Below are 18,466 nucleotides of genomic sequence, written 5' to 3' on the forward strand. Positions count from 1 at the left end.
CACTCCTCCTACAAATGCAGTTCACGCTTCTGTTGACGCTCTACCTATTATCCTCTCTGGATAGCACTTTTACAAAACCGGGATGCTCCCCATTTGTAAACTGTCTTTCCAGAAATTCTCGTTGCGCTAACTGCACCTCTAAGCGTTTGTCATACCATTGTTGATTCCGCTGTTGGAAAAATGAAAAAGCGCCTCTGCCTAATCCTCCCAAGACAAGGCGTAACAGAGGATTAGCTAATAAGAATAAAAAAGCATCGGCTTTCTGGGGATTGTGCAAACCTAAGTTGACAATAAATGAAGCGCTACCTAATGCGCTGTATTGAATAAAGTTTCTGCGATTCATAAATTTATCACTCTAAAATGTCTTGGTAAATATAAAGAACCGGACAATTATTTATTGGAGACCTTTTACAATCAGCTTCTAAAGCAATACTGCGAACGTTAGTGACATTGATTGGCCAGACAAGTTTCTGTCCGAATGTCACATCTCTATAGTCAGCAAAGTTTCCATCTTTGTAGATTGTTAAGCGAACTAAAGCTCCGTTATAAGAGCTCTTATTGCTCTTGTCAGAGAAACCAAAACCAAGAGTTAAAGTTTTGAATCTCGGCTTTTGTCCAGGTTCAGCCAATCTGCAAGCTACCTGCTCAAGCCAGCCCTTACCAATAGAAAAATGAGCTCTGTTTCCGAAATATGCAACTGCTCTAAATATTTCAAGCCCTATAGGAATATCTTCATTTATGACCTCATACCCGCCTCCGTTTATTCCCTTACAATTCATTTCACCTAAAGAAGCTGTTCCCGGTGGCCGCCTTTGAGCTTGTACTAAATCTGTTGCCAAAACTACGACTGCAACAGTGAGTACAACTGATATAGATTTACGCAAAAGTGTCTTCATGTTTTTGAGTGAATAAAGTGTAACAACAGGATTTTTGATGCTTGACAGCTTATCATTTACTACTCTACGGAAAATGTCAATTCTACCTGACGTTTTTTGGAACTGATATAATAACTTGAATTAATTAAAAGATCGCTTCTAAATATTATAGGTTTTCTATCTATTGTCGATGTTTTTACAACTACATTGTGGTCAAAAAAAATCGCCTGTTTTACTTCTATGTAACTTCCACTAGAATTACACTTGGGAATTATCCGTACTCCCCATATATTAATTTCCCCAGCATCACAATTAACTGTAATCGTTCTCAATGGTTCACTGGTCAATCGTCTTACCCTTAATTTATAAATTGGTGCTGTCTCTGAATCTGCTGAAGGTGATAAAGAATTACTCCTCGGCGGTAAGTCAACCGAAAGTTCCCCACCACCACCAATTAATTGAATTTTGTTATCGCCGCTGCTGGATTCATACCAACTGGTACTATAATTTTTAGATTTTGCACTACCCGACCAACAGTCTCCAAATTCTAAGTCTATATACTTTGCCGCTGGCTTTTCCCCACATTTAAGTGTGATAGTCTCAAAATCAGATGATGAAGTAATTAGGGATTCTTCAGGAGTAGAAGTTGGTTGAGGCGTAGTACGGGCTATTGGAGTTTGAGTGCTCTTTGCTGCTATCACAGTAGGCTGTCCTATGCTTCCACTTATTCCCACTTTCGCGCTCATAAATTCTTTGAACTGATTAGCGCGTTCAGTTCCTATAAATGATGCTACCTGTATTTCATCTTTTCCTGTAGATTCCCTAACCTTTTTAATAGCGTCCCGGCAAAAACTTGATTTGACTTGACTTAACTTTTCCTCACTGTATTCCAGAAATACCGGATACAAACTAACCGGATAAACTTTCTGGTCCTCAGGCAATTTATCGCCACAAGCATCAAGAGGAAATGAAACGCTTTCAAACGGGTTGGGCGCTTGTGTAGAAGCAGTAGTGGGCGTCGGAGTTGGAGTAGGTGTAGGAACTTGATTTGAAACAGTATTAGGATTACTTGTATTCTCAAACCCACTGCATCCAGATACCAAAACCAGCAGAATTACTGAAATTTTACCTACAACTGTAATATGGTCTTGGTAGTTCATTTCACATAGGTGCTACACGCTCTACTCAATAATAACCTAGCCAATCTCAGCTTTTACGTAACACTCATCAGTAATTATGTTAGACTTTCATCAGGAATTTTTACTCAGCTCCCCTATGCCGCCAGCCGACGAGCAATTTACTCAAGCCGCCAAACACTGGGACTTAGAAACTCTTTACGCAGACCTGGCCTCGGCCAAGGGAAAACGCCTCACCCCAATGGAAAAACGACACCTTCGCGGTCTACTCTGCGGTTATAGTCCCTCTGAAATCGCAGAAAAGCTCCAAAAAACCCCCAAGGGAGTTGAAACTGACCTGTGCGCTACCTTATATAAGTACGTCAAAAGTTTGGTGGGTAAAAGCATTGAAAAAATAGAAAACTGGAGAAATATTGCTGAATGGCTTGAGGATGCTGGATATAAAACTAAGCCACCTGCTAAATTCCCTATTCAAGACGGTGTATCTGAAAATAGTAAAGTTAATGTAACTAATATAAGTTTTGAGAACAATCAAATAAAAATTGGTGTATACCTACAAATAACTGTACCACTACCTTCAGAATTGTCAATACAAAATCTAGACATCAACGATAGCAACGCTAACTAAAATTTTGCCACAAATCAACAGATTCGTAGCGTGAAGCCACTAAAATCAGGAAGCGCGATCGCACTTACGGGCTCAAGCAAAAATCTCAGCAATAAAATTTATCTTACTATTATGCCAAATATTTACATTATTGGCGGCCCTAACGGTTCAGGTAAAACTACAGTTTCCCTGAGATTATTACCCTATTTTTGAGAATGTTTTGAATATGTCAATGCAGATGCGATCGCGGCCGGAATGTCCCAATTTAATCCAGAGTCAGTCGCCATCCTCGCAGGACGCTTCATAATACAAAGACTGCGAACTTTATCAGAATCTGGCACCGATTTCGCCTTCAAGACAACTTTAGCGGCTCATAACTTGGGTCGATTCTTGAGAAACTCTAAAACTAAAGGCTAGACAATCAACCTGATTTACATCTGGCTGCAATCTCCAGAAATCCCAATTGAACGGGTGCAACCCTGAGTTGAAAGTGGCGGACATTCTATTCCCAAAATCGACATAATTTCTCTCATATTGCTTTTCACATAAATCGACCCTGGTTTTTTCAAATAAGCCCGTGAAGCGCAGCTATCCCCTAGGGCATCGCCCAAACTCCGACCGAAGTCATCAAATAACCAATAACCACAAACAAATAACAGAACTGATGTCAACAGTGTTTTTTCGGAAATATTTGCTGGGTAACTGCTTGGTAACATTCACCGGACATAATAACTCGGTAAATAGTGTCAGTTTTAGCCCGACAAGAGATGCGATTTTACGATTCTTTTTCACTTCTTCAAACTGCTATTAGCTTTACCCACTTTAGACACCAGAATTATTGAATAATTCTGGTATCTAGCCGACTACAAGCCGGAAATTTAAAAGTCAAGATTTATTAAGGTTTTACCAAAAAGCGATGACAAATCACAAATTATATATCTAAAATAAGAGACAATTTGACCCGGAAACTGAAGGTAATAAAATGTCTGAACTTAGACAAAATCTAATTACCAGAGATTGGGTAATTATCGCCACGGAACGGGCGACAAGACCGGATCAATTCGCTAACAAAAAACAGTGGGCAGCAGTAGTGCCACCGCACCGTGCCGATTGCCCGTTTTGTGTGGGAAATGAGGAAGACGGAACCTTAGAAACTTGCCGTTTGGGCGATCGCACTGGCTGGAAAGTCCGGGCAATTTACAACAAATATCCCGCACTCTCCCCGACAGCAGAATGGATGAGGATATCCTCGGGAATTCACCGCACGATGGCGGGAATCGGCGTTCACGAAGTAATTGTCGAACACCCGCGACACGATTTGACGACCGCTTTGTTGAGGGTTGAAGAAATTGCCAACATACTTTTAGTATACCGCCAGCGGTATGTAGAAATTAGAAAAAATCCCCACATTGAAACAATTATTATCTTCAAAAATCACGGTGAAACTGCCGGAACTTCTCTCGAACACCCCCACTCGCAGATAGCAGCGACGCCCGTTGTACCCAGCCAATTTCGCAGCCGCATCGACGAAGCTATTAGATATTTTGACGACACGGGAGAATGTCTGTTTTGCCGGACTTTGGAAGATGAATTAGCGGCAGGAGAAAGAGTAATTTTTGAGAGTGAACATTTTGTGGCGTTTATCCCTTACGCTGCACTTTCACCCTTCCACACTTGGATTTTTCCGCGCCGGCATTCCTCTTCGTTTGATGAGATTACTGATGCGGAAATTACGGATCTTGCTGAGACTGTTAAAACTGTACTAGCTAAGTTTTATTACGGATTGAACAATCCCGATTACAACTATAATATTCGATCGGTGCCGATCGCCCAACGGACAACAAAATACTTTCACTGGTATATGGCAATTATTCCCAGAGTCACCAAGCAAGCTGGATTTGAGTTGGGCAGCGGGATGTTTATCAATACTGCTTTGCCGGAAGAAAGTGCGGAATTTGTGCGATCCATCGAAATTCCTAGCGACAGTAATTTGGGGTTGACGTAGAGTATCCTACATCACAATACGTCAGTGGATTTGAAATTTGAAATTTGAAATTTTTGATTGATTCCACAGTTGAATTTGGAATCTTAAACCTTAGTCTAAAATATTGAGCTATCCACGACGAGAGGAGTCCTTCGCAAGTATCCGTTTTTGGGCGGGGTCAAATTGTGGTGGAAATGCACCCCTGCCCTCTGAGTTGCTAGTCAATGTTGGGGGAGGAAACTGATACTATTTGAGGTTTTAGATTAAAGAATTGAAGAATTAGGAATGAGTGACGATATCAGGGTTGGGAGCACGGGCTTACAGTTACATTCTTTTTTTAAACTGGTAGAATTGACGCTCTAAAGTTATGAACGTACAAATTGTTATCGATTTTACCAAACTCACAATAAACTTTCGACATACTGCCAGCCGTCGTCGCTAAAAGTAGCTCTCAACATATCTCTAATTTTGGCATCGATCGATAAGATCCCCTCGCCAGATTCGCCATTCTCGCCGATTTCGCAACTCTCATCCGACAAATGTTCTTGAATGTTGGCCAGAGTATAGGCGAAATTAGCCAGAAAATAATGTTCGTGCACCCACGCTGTCGGATCTGGTATTGCTGCACTCTCAAAAGCTCGATCGACTAAATCTTTTTTGGCAACATCGTCAGTCTGGTTTTTCATGTTGAGTTCGATTTAGGTAGATATTGTAACTTATCTCATTTTAAGCTTAATTGTCAACAGCATGGCGATCACGATCGGCCACAGCAGTGACAAATTTGTGTAGATTGTGCGATCGCGATCTTAATTTTTTTGTCGATCGCGTGTTATCATACTACCTCAAACTCGGTGACCAATAATTTTCACCTCCGGCAAAATACACTTGGGCATCATTCCGTGAACTCCTTTTTGGGGATTGTTGACAGCCTGCGTAATCCGAAAATTTACCGCAATAGAACACAAAACATAAGCATCTTCCTCTTTGAAACCTGCAAACTTTTGCAGCCAATAAACCGTCTGTTTTACCGCCATCTCAAACGCTTCATCTAATGTTCTACCAAATCCCATAATCACAATATGAGTGGGCGTTTCAGCAAACGGAAATATCAGAAATAAATCCTTGCGTAAGATGATTTGAATAGTCCCGTTCATCGAAGTTTCAATTGCAGTACCGCCAACTTCACCGTCTCCTTGTGCCGAATGTCCGTCGCCGATGGACAGTAAACCGCCGCGCAGAAAAATAGGTAAAAATAACCGCGTTCCTGGTTGGAGTTCCTGATTGTCCATATTGCCACCGTAGCGCTCTGGAGGAATAGAAGAACGGTTGATTTCTGCATTGGCAACGCCGATAATTCCAAAAAAAGGATGCAGGGGAATCCGAATGCCGCTACCTGCGGGAAATTCAGCAATTTTTTGCTCTAAATCTAGCGGAATAAATCGCAATTTCGATTCGGGGAAATACTCAGGCAAAGCTCCCCATCCGGCGCGAATTGCATTAAATCCTACTGGTAAACTCGGGTAAACATCCTCAATGTGAATTTCTAAAACGTCTCCCGGTTCGGCATCAGTAACATAAATCGGGCCTGTTAGCAAGTGGGGCCCGGGGCCAACTTTGCGGTTGCTCGACAAATTCTGACAAATATCTAAAAATTCCGGCGTCAGAAATTCCGGCGGCGCCTTGTCAGCAACATAATATCCTGAATAGGTTTCGATATCGATGCGATCGCCCGAATCCACCCTTAAAGCAGGTTCGATCTTCGGAGAAAAACCGCCCAAGTGTACGGTTTTGCAGCTAGCCTTGAGAAGGTGGCGGGTCATGGGATTTTAGATTTTAGATTTTAGATTTTAGATTGAAGGAAGGGTTTTAAGAATGTTATATCGCAAGTCTCAATCATTTTTGAGAATTTTTTTTTAATGAACCACAGAAGGCGCAGAGGGCGCAGAGAAAGAGAATGGAGAGATCAGAAGATGTGAAAAAATGGTTAAAGTTTGTTAGATGTGAGATATTTTACTAATTTCTTAACTTTTTGATAACGTTGGTAGTTTAAAATTTAAAGTTGGCGGGGGCGGGTTTATATGTATTTGGGTGGAGAGTTCTATTTTGCTGGTGAAACCCGCCACTACCAACTAATGGCTAATGACTTATGTTGACACCATTGCCTGATAAATTAGAAAATTCTAGAGATTTGCCCCGCACTCCCTGGTTTTTTGCTGTTTTGATTTTGATTGTTTTCTTGCTAGGTTTCATGATGCAATCTTACCTCAACGAACCTCAACTTTTAACCGATCCGTTTCTGCAACTCCCAACAGCAAGCTCTGTACGAGTTGTTTGGTTTACCGAGTTTGCTGGTACTCGCCACACGGTTGATTACGGCGAAAATTTGAATCAAATTACGGCAGCCAATACTACTAAGCTAAGCCGCACTCGCGAAGACAAAGACTCGCGCATTTCCGATGAAATCAAACAAAGCATAATTGACAGCAATCCAATTGTCCGCGACATCTGGCGGCACGAAGCAGAAGTCCCCAATTTAAAGCCCGGTGTTCGCATTCCTTATCGAGTCACCAGCGAAAGAGAAGACGGCGCATCTGTCAGCAGCAAGGTTTTCACTCTTTCTCCGACACCAGCAGCAGGAATCCCGCTGAAAATTCTCCTCACTTCCGACCATCAATTGATGCCTATGACAGCAGCAAATCTCCAGAAAGTAGCCGAAACAATTGGGAGAGTTGACGCGGTTTTTATGGCAGGAGATTTAATTAATATACCCGATCGCGCTTCTGAATGGTTCGACGACTACCGAGGCCGCGCCTTCTTTCCAGCTCTGCAAGGTCGCGCATTTTCCGAACTGGACAAGAACGGCATCAAAACAGTTTACAGCGGCGGCGAACTGATCCAACACGCGCCTTTATTTCCGGCGATTGGCAATCACGAAATCATGGGTCGCTTTGCAACCAACAGCACGCTCGGCGACCAATTTAACGATCCTTTTCCCCGCGCCACTGCCGATAAATTCTACGCTCAACGAGCTGCATTTGTGAATCCCAACAATGACCCTTCAATGCGGGAAATATGGCGGAAAAACAATAGTTTTAATAGCGATACCTATGAGGAAATATTCAACTTTCATGGACGCAAAAATTACTATGCTGTGACTTTTGGGGACGTGCGGTTAGTAACTTTGTATGTTACCAATATCTGGCGAACTCCGAATTTAGAGCCGGGTGCCAGGGGCAGGTATCGGGAACGAAACGAAGATTTTAATAATCCCGAAAAATGGGGATACGGACAGCATATTTTTGAGCCGATTGTCAAGGGTAGCGCTCAATATACTTGGTTGCAACAAGAGTTAAAGAGTGCGGAATTCCAGCAGGCTAAATATAAAATTGTGATGTTTCACCACCCGCCGCATTCTCTGGGTGACAATATTGTACCTGCTTATACTGACCCTGTGCAAATAGTCGATCGCGCTCTCGATGGCGAGATTAAAATGGTGCGTTACGAGTATCCGAAACAGCAAGATTATCTGATTCGGGATGTAGTGCCGCTACTAGAAACAGCGGGGGTGCAGTTAGTATTTTACGGGCATTCGCACTTGTGGAATCGGTTTGTAAGTTCCAGCGGAATGCACTTTTTGGAGACTTCTAATGTAGGCAACAGTTACGGTGCTTTTGCGGGGGAAAAGCGCCGATTTGTGCCACCGGGATATCGGGAAGATTACAGCGCTATTGGAGACCCGAACGGATTGGAACCTGTGATGCCGACTGTTGCGCCTTTGTTGGGAGAAGACGGGCGGCCGCTGCCGTATATTGAGAGTAACGATATTACGGCTTTTACTATTTTTGATACGGGGGAGGGTACGGTTAGCAGCTACTATTTTGATACGCGGAAACCCGAGTCGGAAGTGGTGAAGTTTGATGAGTTTAAGTGCGAAAGGTAAGGGCACGGCATTGCCGTCTCCCTACAGAGCTCTGATTCAACTGAGATGTTGCATTATTCTCAATTAGCTGTTTAGGAACGGGCAAGATGCCCGTTCCACAAAACTCAATTTTCTTGTGGAACAGGCATCTTGCCTGTTCTTAACAATGGTGCAAGATTTAATATTAAACCTTCTCTTTCGCAGGCGGAACCAAACCAGTTTTATTCAAACCCGCATCAATCTGCCTCAGCAATTTAAAATCGTCTTCGGGTAAAGAATTAACAGGCGAGTGTTTTTCTAGAAACGAGAATGCTTGCCGAAATTCACGCGGCCGGGAGTCGATCGCACTATCGAAGTGACAAGGTACAATCCTTTGAAAGTCCCAACTCGCGACTCTATCCACCCAATCGAGAGTTTCCCTCGGCGCGCGGTTGAGAATCAAAGTCTGCAAAATCGGCGCGACAAACAACCGCCCCCCTCCCCGCAAAGCCTCAAACGATCGCTCCCAATGTGTTTTCCACTTGAACGGATACAACCCGAAATAAGCTTTCCTAGAGCGTTCTGGCGCTTTGCCTGCGTTGTCTAACACCTCCGACCACGGCGGCACTTCCAGCACGCTAGGCGTAAAATACATGGCAAATAAGGCGATTCTCTGCCAGCCTTTGCGCCGATTTTCGTGGGTGTCTGCCACCGTCTCCAAGGCGCTGTCTTTGGCGTGAAACAGCAGCGGGTAAGAGTCGAGTTGGACGATCGCGGGCGGATTTTCGGGAATGGAAACTATGGAATCTGTTAGCATCAGCGTGCGCGATCGCCTGTGAAATAACGCAACTTCAGCAAATCTGCCCAAACCGAGGTCCAGCGGGCCGAGAATTGCCCAGTCAAATTGATCTGCTAACGGCGTGTTGCTGCTGTCAAACGGCAGTACAGAAGTGCGTTTCGCCGGCAAACCCAGCCAACTCAGCGGCAAATTCACGGGGAAACTCCACTGCTGCGGGGCGACAAACACCTGCGCTTCGGGAAAACTCCTCGCAAAGGGGCCGACAAAAACTTTGTGTTCGAGGCCCGAAACCGTTGTCAGCAGGATGTACTTAACTTCGCCGTGCTCTGCTACTAACTCTTTTACCAAGCGGATGCACTCAGGAGTCGGTGCAACGGGGGCGTAGACGAGAAGGCCTTCGGGTTCTAATTTAATTACTGTCATCCGAATCGGGACGACAACGTAGAAAATGCCTTGTAGCTGGTCAAAAGTCCAGATTGTGTCCTTGACTATTTCCTTGCGGATGGTGCGCCGCTTGCTGTAGGGATAGAGGGGGACGACCGGCCAAAAAGCCCAAGAATAGTCCCGAGAATCAATCTGTGCTGATGTTGGTATGCCTTCGCCCTCTGCCACTCCGCGACTCCTTGCCGATTTTTTTGTACGTGCGTGCGATCGAACTATTGTTAGTTATAGATTAAGTTATCCCCTTTATCAATCGGCTGTTGAAACCGCTGCATACAGTCAAACGAAGTCTGCCTCTGCGGACTAAGAGATCGAGAATGAATTTTTAGCTGACCAAGAATTTCTTGATGGTACCCGCCACGTGATTTATCCGTGGAATCAATCCAAAATCTAAAATCGAAAATTCTCAAGCCCCCGCATTTATCCGTGGGGTCGCCTCTAAAATCTAAAATCTAAAATCTAAAATCTAAAATCTAAAATCGATTGACTTGTCCTGATACAATGATAAGCTCGCAAAAATTTCTCAACTTAGTAGATATGACTCAAAACTACCGCATCACTCTTTTACCAGGAGACGGCATCGGCCCTGAAATTATCGCTGTGGCGGTAGATGTCCTGAAACTTGTCGGTCAACAATTGGACATCGGCTTTGAATTTCAAGAAGCTTTAATGGGCGGCGCTGCTATTGATGCAACAGGCAATCCGCTGCCAGAAGAAACACTGGAAAAATGCCGCAACTGCGATGCAGTATTGTTAGCAGCCATTGGCGGTTACAAGTGGGATAATTTGCCCCGCGAACAGCGCCCGGAAACTGGATTATTAGGACTGCGCGCCGGATTGGGATTGTTTGCAAATTTGCGTCCTGCGACTATTTTACCGCAATTGGTTAATGCTTCTAGTTTGAAACGGGAAGTTGTCGAAGGCGTGGATATTATGGTCATCCGCGAACTCACAGGCGGCATTTACTTCGGCAAACCGAAAGGTATTTTTGAGACGGAAACAGGCGAAAAACGCGGCGTTAATACTATGGCTTACACAGAGTCAGAAATTGACAGAATCGGGCGAGTCGCTTTTGAGACGGCCAGGAAGCGGGGTAAAAGGCTGTGTTCCGTTGATAAAGCGAATGTTTTGGATGTTTCGCAACTGTGGCGCGATCGTATTATTGCCCTTTCTTCAGAATACCCTGATGTCGAACTTTCTCACATTTACGTTGACAACGCAGCAATGCAGTTAATTCGCTGGCCTAAACAGTTCGATACAATTGTCACCGGCAATTTATTCGGCGACATTCTTTCCGATGCGGCGGCGATGCTAACTGGTAGTATTGGAATGCTGCCTTCTGCTAGTTTGGGAGCAAGCGGGCCGGGGGTTTTTGAACCCGTGCACGGTTCCGCACCGGACATCGCGGGACAAGATAAAGCAAATCCCATCGCCCAAGTTTTGAGTGCGGCAATGATGCTGCGCTACGCCTTAAATCAGCCGGAAGCTGCTAATAAAATTGAGCAAGCAGTTGTCGAAGTTTTGGATCGATGTTATCGCACTGGTGATATCATGTCAGAAGGCATGAAACTCGTCGGCTGTCGGGCGATGGGCAATGCTTTAATTGAAGTTTTGCAAGGTTGATCGATGGTCTGGTAGGGGCGGGTTTTACGAATAATATTCGACGCACACACACAACCTCATAAACCCGCCCCCACACAACTAATAACCTATATCAACCTTGACTTTGAGCGCAGGTAAAAAATCTACATTGAGGCTTACCGTTGGGTGGGGGCGGGTTTATAAGATTATTAATTTTTGGCAATTATGGTTGGTAAAACCCGCCCCTACAGGAATTGGGGTTTAATGTTCCGCAGTCAAAAGATTGAATTGCTCGGTATCAATGCGATTTGCTCGATACAAAATTTCAGCTATTTCCGAAAGCGCTAACACAGAATGTGCGCGATAACCGTTGACCTGCATCTTATCTTTGACTCCCTGTTCGTGGTCGATTAATACTACGATATCTTCCACATTCAATCCAGCCGATTTTAACTTAGCCGCGCCTTCCATCACGCTTTTGCCGCTAATCAAAATATCATCGACTACGACAATCGTTTCTCCTGCCTGAAAATGCCCTTCAATCAACTTACCTGCACCGTATGTTTTAACCTCCTTGCGCGGGAAAATCATCGGGCGTTCCATCCGCAATGCTAAACCAGTTGCTGTGGGTAAAGAACCGTAAGGAATTCCCGCAATGCGATCGAATTTTAAGTTTTTAAGAATGTCTGCATAAGCGCTGACAATTTGGTGGAAAATCTGCGGAATTGAGATAATTTTTCGCAAGTCGATGTAATATGGAAATACGGCTCCCGATGCTTGTACGTGGTCGCCAAAAACTACGCAGCCGATGTCATAAAGTTGCAAGATTAAATCGCGGTGAGGTTCCGGTTGCAAAAAGCAAACATCGGGCAGCCACAGTTCGCAAGTGGGACTACCTTCGATCGCCCGCAGCCTCTGTTGATTAATATTATCCCGCAAATTCTCAATTTCTCGGCGCGGCTCTTTCCCCGCTAATAAACTCGGGGGGACTGGCAGCAGCAAATCTTCACCATTCTTGCTTAAACCGGCCGCCAGCAGTTGTGCGAGGTCGTTTTCTTCTGTGAGGTCCTTTTCTACCGGGATGTCTCCTTCGACTAAAATTAGGCGTTCAGGAGCCTCTTTGCGGATGCGGGCTAACATATCCGGCATTACTCCTACTTCTAAACCGACTTTTTCGGGAGTTCCCCAAGTTTGAGAGAGTCGGACTAATTGCAAGTAAAAAGGGTTGTTTGGCGTCGGGTATTCTTGCAAATCCGCCGCTGACGAGTTGGCGGTGGCACAGAGCACAAAAACAGTTTTTCCAGCGTATAACAAAAAAGGCGCTACTTGGTCGAATCCGGGATAGGGACTTAAAGTAATAGCGTCAACTCGCCAATCTTGAAATACAATTTTGGCAAACACTGTGCTGGTATTTAAATCGCAGTGTTTGGCATCTAAAATTACTGGCAGGTGAGGGGGAATAATTGTTAAAATTTCTTGCAGCAATGCCCAACCGGGAATACCGAGAGATTGGTAAAAACCGAGGGTGATTTTGCAGGCACAGATTAAATCTGCTGTTTCGTCGATCGCACTTTTTAGCTTTGACAACAAATCAGTTACAAAAGTTTGAGTTTCTTCCCCAGTCATGGAAACCAGCGCGGGCAAGGTTTCCGGGTCGGGGTCGAGGGCTAAATACAGCAAACTTTGATTGTTTTCAACAGCCGCTAACAGTTTATCGAAAAAGTTGGTTCGATCCGTCATAGTTTGTTAGGGAGGTAAGGGGAATTTAAAAAATTGCCGTTCAAAGTGGGATTGGTGTTGTGCCGGAAGAAACCGATCCCTGTAGAAGTTGAAATTAAGAATCTTTTAAGATTGTAGAAGGTAAAGAGCAGGAAATCTGTAAATTTGGGAGCAGTTTCATGGGGACAGATGTTCGGGTTGGCTGCACCGGTGATTGCAGCTAACCCCCAGCAAGTCAATTAGTTGCGACAAGCTAACCAGTCTCCGGGCTGCGATTTGATCGGCATTCCCCTAGCGCAGGGGAGTTTAGCAAATGCGGATTTGCCAGGGGCAGATTTGAGAGGAGGAAATTTTAGGGAAGCTAATTTATCGGGGGCAAATTTGAGCGGGGCTTCTTGGCGGCAAGCTAATTTACAAGGCGCTAATTTGAGCGATGCTAATTTAACCCGATCCCGTTTGACGGGGCTAATCTAAAAAATGCTACCGTTGCAGGTGTTATTTCGGTTGACCAAGAATTTCTTGATGGTACAAGCCCCCGCATTTATCCGTGGAATCAATCGAAAATCTCAAATCTAAAATCCTCAAGCCCCCGCATTTATCCGTGGGGTCAATCTAAAATCTAAAATCTAAAATCTAAAATCGATTGACGGTAGTATTAAATAGAAGCAGAAGCTAAAGCAATGCCCGCCTTATCATATGGATAGTAATAAATGATCGGTACGATCGACTTTAGGATTTGGGACGAGTTGCTGCAACGCTACGTTGACGATTTCGGCCGCGTCAATTATCGGCGCTGGAAAGCTGAGGGGGCGGATGTTTTGAGGGGGTGGCTGGAAAGTTTGGCGGATGTGGATTTGGCGGAATGTAGTGATGCGGATGCGCGGCTGGCGTTGTGGCTGAATGCGTACAATGCGATCGCAATTTCTCAAGTTCTGGAAGTATATCCGATCGCGTCCATCCGTCCCAAAATTTTGGGAATTCCCAACTGGCTGAGTTTTTTGGATTTTTTCACTCGTTCAAATTCGATTATTGGCGACAAAAAGTACAGTCTCAATCAAATCGAACACGCAATTTTGCGGCCGGAATTTGCCGAACCGCGCATCCATTTTGCATTAGTTTGCGCTTCAGTCGGGTGCCCGCTGCTGCGCCGGGGGGCTTATTTCCCGGAGTCGGTACGGACTCAACTAGAAGCGGATGCCAGCCGTTTTATTCACAATCCTGATAAGGTGCGGTACGATGCCCAGAAAAAGACGCTTTATTTGAGCAAGATTTTTAAGTGGTACGGCGAGGATTTTGTGAAGGCGGCGGGTTCGGTGGCTGAGTATGTGGGCGGTTATTTGGGGCCGGAGGCGGCTGTGAGTGATGGATGGGCGATCGTTTTTTTGCCTTACGACTGGAATTTGAATCGGGTTGAACGATAAAATTTGCGCCTAGGGGTAGGTCTTTTCTTGAGGGGGTAATTTTTTTCGGTTGTATCAGTTGCGTAGTATGGGTTTAAGGCTCTTTATGAAAAATCCGACGCAAATGGTGTATTGCTTGCTGTCAAAGGTTTTGAGGTTTGCTGAAAATTTTGCCTCTTGACAGATCGGTATTGAAAGGGTACTTTTAATATGTACAGACGCAAACGAACCTTGAAAACTAAATACAGTAAAAGTTTCAGAAACCAACTGTTGCAATCAACCTAAATCCCTATCAGGGATTGAAACTCAAATTGCCTAGTTGCCAGCGGTGTTTCATCAAAGGTTGCAATCAACCTAAATCCCTATCAGGGATTGAAACTTATAGAGAAATCCAGGAAGATTACCTTTAGCATTACGTTGCAATCAACCTAAATCCCTATCAGGGATTAAAACTTATAAAGGAAACCTGGTAAGTTACCCTTAGCGTTACGTTGCAATCAACCTAAATCCCTATCAGGGATTGAAACATCAGATACTAAGTGATGCACATTCATCATCAAGTTGCAATCAACCTAACTCCCTATCAGGGATTGAAACTGCGTCTGAACTGTTATCGAAAAATACTTTAGTCAGTTGCAATCAACCTAACTCCCTATCAGGGATTGAAACTTATTCTCCCCTACTAAAGTATTGAAAGAGCGTGATAAGTTGCAATCAACCTAACTCCCTATAAGGGATTGAAACAATCTGCCTTATCTCCCATTCATAAGCAGGATTTAAGGTTGCAATCAACCTAACTCCCTATCAGGGATTGAAACTCGTACCTGCTCAAGACTTTGACGAAGAAAACCCCAAGTTGCAATCAACCTAACTCCCTATCAGGGATTGAAACGGGCCAATAGCAGAGATTCCCATATCTTCTTTCAGTTGCAATCAACCTAAATCCCTATCAGGGATTGAAACACCAATCACAATTTTCTTTTCCACAATTAGTTCCATGTTGCCATCAACCTAAATCCCTATCAGGGATTGAAACACTATTAACTCATTCTCTTTTGCGTAGAAATTACGTTGCAATCAACCTAAATCCCTATCAGGGATTGAAACTCCGCTACCTTGGCTACTCCCGCCCCGTACTGCATAGCGTGTTACAATCAACCTAAATCCCTATCAGGGATTGAAACAGTGCAACTCCTCCGAATATCTGCCAATTCTTGTTTCCCGTGTTGCAATCAACCTAAATCCCTATCAGGGATTGAAACGTTTCGCTGTAACCGAATGCTGCAACTCTTTCATAGTTGCAATCAACCTAAATCCCTATCAGGGATTGAAACTGAATCGCCGATGGGCTTAACTTCTCTTTGCCTGGAGTTGCAATCAACCTAAATCCCTATCAGGGATTGAAACGACAATTGCTTGATGCTGATATCAATTTGATTGCGCTGTTGCAATCAACCTAAATCCCTATCAGGGATTGAAACACTTCCATAAACCGGAGCCAGCCAACAACTGGGAAAAGCCGCAATCAAACTAAACCCCTATTAGGGATGGAAACATGGCCTTAATCAGGTTGAGGGTGGAGATTTTTACTAATAGCTAATTGGTTAGATAAATGCTAACCAATTAGCTATTTATCCGCCATTAAACCTCTCCACTCAAAATCTGTTGAACCGTCAAACTTAGCTGTGGAAACATCGGAGATACGATCGCCTCTCCATCCCGAAATACCCCAACCTCAACATATTGCCCATTCTCAAGCCGCAAAACCGTCACAACTTGTTCTATTGGATCGATAACCCAATACTCTGCAATGCCCCGCGCTGCGTACTGAGCTCGTTTGCGCTCGTAATCCCGATCCCTGCCCAGTCTACCCGGACTCACTACCTCCACAACAAACCGAGGAGGCAGCATATCGAAAGTGATAGTTAGCCTGGTTGCTGTCAGCGGAATGTGTTCAGGTTCCAGAATTATCAAATCGGGGTAGCGGTTGGCCGCATCTCCCGATCGCAAAACGGCAACTTGAACCTCGCAATTATGCGTTTTAATCAGCCTGAGTGGCACTAGCCCGCTGCTAGCAAGATAGAAAAATAGATAGTTAGCAATGAAATTATTAGGTTCAGATTCTGGTGGCAAAGCTATTAACTCCCCATCAATTAACTCATAGCGTTGACCCGTATCATTTGAGTAATTAAGGTACTCGTCAAAAGTTAATTTTTTAGATTGAGCTTGTACCATAATATTACATTCCTTGATTTATTCGTTCCTTTCTGCTGGGAGTTTGTTTATGTAGAAACGGTTTCAACAGCCGAAGGATATCAATCAAATCTGCTGTGCAAGTTCAGCAGGTGTCCCAGCCTCCATCGACAATCGACCCACAAGTGACATATTAAAAACTATCACAGTTCAAATCCTCTGGAATATTAAAAATGATTTCAGATAAATTTCGACGCGAGTTGCGAGAACAAGCCAAACTCTGGCAAGTAGAAGGACTCATCGATACTTCATTCTACCAACAACTTTCGGAACGCTACCAATTCAACACACTCGAAACCGCCTCCCGCAACCGATTCCTCAGCATTCTCATCAGTCTCGGCGGCATTCTCCTCGGTATAGGAGTCATCACCTTTGTAGCAGCAAACTGGCAAGTTTGGTCGCGGGAAGTGAGAGTGGCACTGCTGCTAAGTCTTTTCGTAGCAGTCAATGCAGCAGGTTTCTATCTGTGGCGAATTCCCCCATCCCGAAGCAAAAACTCCAATCCCAATATGCCCGCAACAAAAGGGCGAAACAAACTCCTAGGTGAAGGATTGTTGCTGTTAGGGGCTCTGATTTTAGGAGCAAATATGGCATTGATGGCGCAAATGTTCCATATTGGCGGTTCTTCCTACGGACTTTTCGTTGCTTGGGGAATCGGCGTGCTCGGAATGGCTTACAGTTTGCGGTTGACTTCCTTGGGCGTTTTGTCCGCACTTTTAATCGGTTTGGGCTATTGGCTTGCCGTGTTAGATTGGTCTTCCAAAGTCGAGTTTTCTTGGCTGGAAGTGTTGGTGCGGCAAATGCCGATCGCAGCCAGTATAATGTTTGTGCCGCTGGCTTATTGGTGTCGATCGCGTGCTATTTTTGCCATAGGTGCGATCGCGATAATTTTTTCCTTACAAGTTTCAATTGTCCAAGGGTTAAATGCAACCTGGGGTGTTGCAATTTTTTGCGCCCTACCGCCCGCTTTGCTGTGGGGATACGACGATGCAATGTGGCCGAAGGTACACAGCAGGCTGTTTCAACCTACCGCCCGCAGTTTAGCACTGCTGTTTCTCGCCGGTTTGTTTTATCTTCTTTCTTTCTACGGGTTTTGGCAAGATTCGCCGAATCCTGCGCCAACTGATCCCGATTGGGTTTTGCTGGCAAATGTGGCTGTTTTGGGCGGTTTCACGGTGTTTGAATGGCTGCGTTTGGGACGTTTGGAACTCCGGCGGCCGAAACAAAAAGGAGTGAATTTGACCACAGGTGCGATCGGCATTTTAATCCTCGCCAGCGCCTTTATACCGCTTTTTCACCTCAGTTTTACTCCCATTCCTCAATTAGCGACTTTTCTGTTCAATGTTTTCTTATTTTTGCTTGCTGTCGGCTTAATCCGAGAAGGTTTAGCTTTAGGAAACCGCCAGATTTTTTGGGGAGGCATGGTATTAATCACCCTGCAAATTATCAGCCGACTGTTTGAATACAACACAGGATTGTTGCTCAAATCTTTTGTCTTTGTTTTGTGCGGGATTGGCGTAATTGCTGCGGGCTTGTGGTTCGAGCGCCACTTCGCAAAAATTCACGATGAATAGGAGCATTCTACTATAGTGCGAGCTTCCCGATCGCACTGCACTCGGAAAATGATTATGCCGATTCAAAGGTCAACGATATTATTCTGCGAACCAATTCCCTATTCCCAATAAGCTGTTTCGCATTTAAATTGTGATAATAGCATTTCCTTTGTTTTTAAGTTTTCGTCCCCATTTGATAACCAATTCTCCTTCATTTAAA

The 18,466-nt window shown here is 44.4% G+C and carries 15 protein-coding genes and 1 CRISPR repeat array; of the genes, 7 read left to right on the forward strand and 8 right to left on the reverse strand.

What is annotated here, in order from left to right:
* Window positions 1-40: 40 nt before the first annotated feature.
* Genes E5S67_RS27195 through E5S67_RS27205 form a run of 3 tightly spaced genes read right to left on the reverse strand, consistent with a single transcriptional unit; the run spans window position 41 to window position 2,035 of the window.
* The gene (locus E5S67_RS27195) at window positions 41-343 is read right to left on the reverse strand and encodes a hypothetical protein (RefSeq protein WP_172191883.1); all 303 of its coding nucleotides are present in this window, start codon (window positions 341-343) and stop codon (window positions 41-43) included.
* Window positions 344-350: 7 nt separating this feature from the next.
* On the reverse strand, window positions 351-896 hold the full coding sequence (locus E5S67_RS27200; protein ID WP_216670745.1) for a hypothetical protein: 546 nt from the start codon (window positions 894-896) through the stop codon (window positions 351-353).
* A 59-nt stretch (window positions 897-955) separates the two neighbouring features.
* The gene (locus E5S67_RS27205) at window positions 956-2,035 is read right to left on the reverse strand and encodes a hypothetical protein (protein WP_172191887.1); all 1,080 of its coding nucleotides are present in this window, start codon (window positions 2,033-2,035) and stop codon (window positions 956-958) included.
* Window positions 2,036-2,111: 76 nt separating this feature from the next.
* Here E5S67_RS27205 and E5S67_RS27210 point away from each other — a divergent pair, with 76 nt between their 5' ends.
* Both E5S67_RS27210 and galT read left to right on the forward strand, forming a co-directional pair.
* A complete protein-coding gene (locus tag E5S67_RS27210; RefSeq protein WP_246277002.1) occupies window positions 2,112-2,639 on the forward strand; it encodes a helix-turn-helix transcriptional regulator in 528 nt (175 codons plus the stop codon).
* Window positions 2,640-3,600: 961 nt separating this feature from the next.
* Complete coding sequence (gene galT, locus E5S67_RS27215) at window positions 3,601-4,623, forward strand: galactose-1-phosphate uridylyltransferase (RefSeq protein WP_172191889.1); 1,023 nt, start codon at window positions 3,601-3,603, stop codon at window positions 4,621-4,623.
* A gap of 380 nt (window positions 4,624-5,003) precedes the next feature.
* On the opposite strand, the gene E5S67_RS27220 is transcribed toward galT, so the two are convergent.
* Both E5S67_RS27220 and E5S67_RS27225 read right to left on the reverse strand, forming a co-directional pair.
* Complete coding sequence (locus E5S67_RS27220) at window positions 5,004-5,288, reverse strand: hypothetical protein (RefSeq protein WP_172191891.1); 285 nt, start codon at window positions 5,286-5,288, stop codon at window positions 5,004-5,006.
* Window positions 5,289-5,444: 156 nt separating this feature from the next.
* Window positions 5,445-6,422 (reverse strand): acetamidase/formamidase family protein, encoded by a 978-nt coding sequence (locus E5S67_RS27225; RefSeq protein ID WP_172191893.1) that lies wholly within the window; start codon window positions 6,420-6,422, stop codon window positions 5,445-5,447.
* Window positions 6,423-6,748: 326 nt separating this feature from the next.
* On the opposite strand from E5S67_RS27225, the gene E5S67_RS27230 reads away from it, so the two are divergent.
* Complete coding sequence (locus E5S67_RS27230) at window positions 6,749-8,542, forward strand: purple acid phosphatase family protein (RefSeq protein WP_172191895.1); 1,794 nt, start codon at window positions 6,749-6,751, stop codon at window positions 8,540-8,542.
* 163 nt (window positions 8,543-8,705) lie between these two features.
* Here E5S67_RS27230 and E5S67_RS27235 read toward each other — a convergent pair whose 3' ends face one another.
* Window positions 8,706-9,911 (reverse strand): DUF4336 domain-containing protein, encoded by a 1,206-nt coding sequence (locus tag E5S67_RS27235; RefSeq protein WP_172191897.1) that lies wholly within the window; start codon window positions 9,909-9,911, stop codon window positions 8,706-8,708.
* A 366-nt stretch (window positions 9,912-10,277) separates the two neighbouring features.
* On the opposite strand from E5S67_RS27235, the gene leuB reads away from it, so the two are divergent.
* Complete coding sequence (leuB, locus tag E5S67_RS27240) at window positions 10,278-11,363, forward strand: 3-isopropylmalate dehydrogenase (RefSeq protein WP_172191911.1); 1,086 nt, start codon at window positions 10,278-10,280, stop codon at window positions 11,361-11,363.
* A gap of 219 nt (window positions 11,364-11,582) precedes the next feature.
* On the opposite strand, the gene E5S67_RS27245 is transcribed toward leuB, so the two are convergent.
* Entirely contained in the window at window positions 11,583-13,061 is a 1,479-nt protein-coding gene (locus tag E5S67_RS27245) for a bifunctional orotidine-5'-phosphate decarboxylase/orotate phosphoribosyltransferase (protein WP_172191899.1), read from the reverse strand.
* Between the two features lie 222 nt (window positions 13,062-13,283).
* Here E5S67_RS27245 and E5S67_RS27250 point away from each other — a divergent pair, with 222 nt between their 5' ends.
* Together E5S67_RS27250 and E5S67_RS27255 are read left to right on the forward strand one after the other, a co-directional pair.
* Complete coding sequence (locus E5S67_RS27250; RefSeq protein ID WP_172191901.1) at window positions 13,284-13,514, forward strand: pentapeptide repeat-containing protein; 231 nt, start codon at window positions 13,284-13,286, stop codon at window positions 13,512-13,514.
* A gap of 236 nt (window positions 13,515-13,750) precedes the next feature.
* The gene (locus tag E5S67_RS27255) at window positions 13,751-14,461 is read left to right on the forward strand and encodes a DUF547 domain-containing protein (RefSeq protein ID WP_172191903.1); all 711 of its coding nucleotides are present in this window, start codon (window positions 13,751-13,753) and stop codon (window positions 14,459-14,461) included.
* Window positions 14,462-14,713: 252 nt separating this feature from the next.
* Window positions 14,714-15,995: direct repeats of the CRISPR family, unit length 33 nt; unit sequence CAATCAACCTAAATCCCTATCAGGGATTGAAAC.
* Between the two features lie 86 nt (window positions 15,996-16,081).
* Here the strand turns inward: E5S67_RS27255 and E5S67_RS27260 are convergent.
* Window positions 16,082-16,675, reverse strand: coding sequence for a Uma2 family endonuclease (locus E5S67_RS27260; RefSeq protein WP_172191905.1), 594 nt, complete (start codon window positions 16,673-16,675; stop codon window positions 16,082-16,084).
* Between the two features lie 191 nt (window positions 16,676-16,866).
* Here E5S67_RS27260 and E5S67_RS27265 point away from each other — a divergent pair, with 191 nt between their 5' ends.
* Entirely contained in the window at window positions 16,867-18,267 is a 1,401-nt protein-coding gene (locus E5S67_RS27265) for a DUF2157 domain-containing protein (protein WP_172191907.1), read from the forward strand.
* Window positions 18,268-18,466: the final 199 nt, after the last annotated feature.

It is taken from the genome of Microcoleus asticus IPMA8 (genome assembly GCF_013179805.1).
In the GTDB taxonomy this organism is placed as follows: Bacteria; Cyanobacteriota; Cyanobacteriia; order Cyanobacteriales; family Microcoleaceae; genus Microcoleus; species Microcoleus asticus.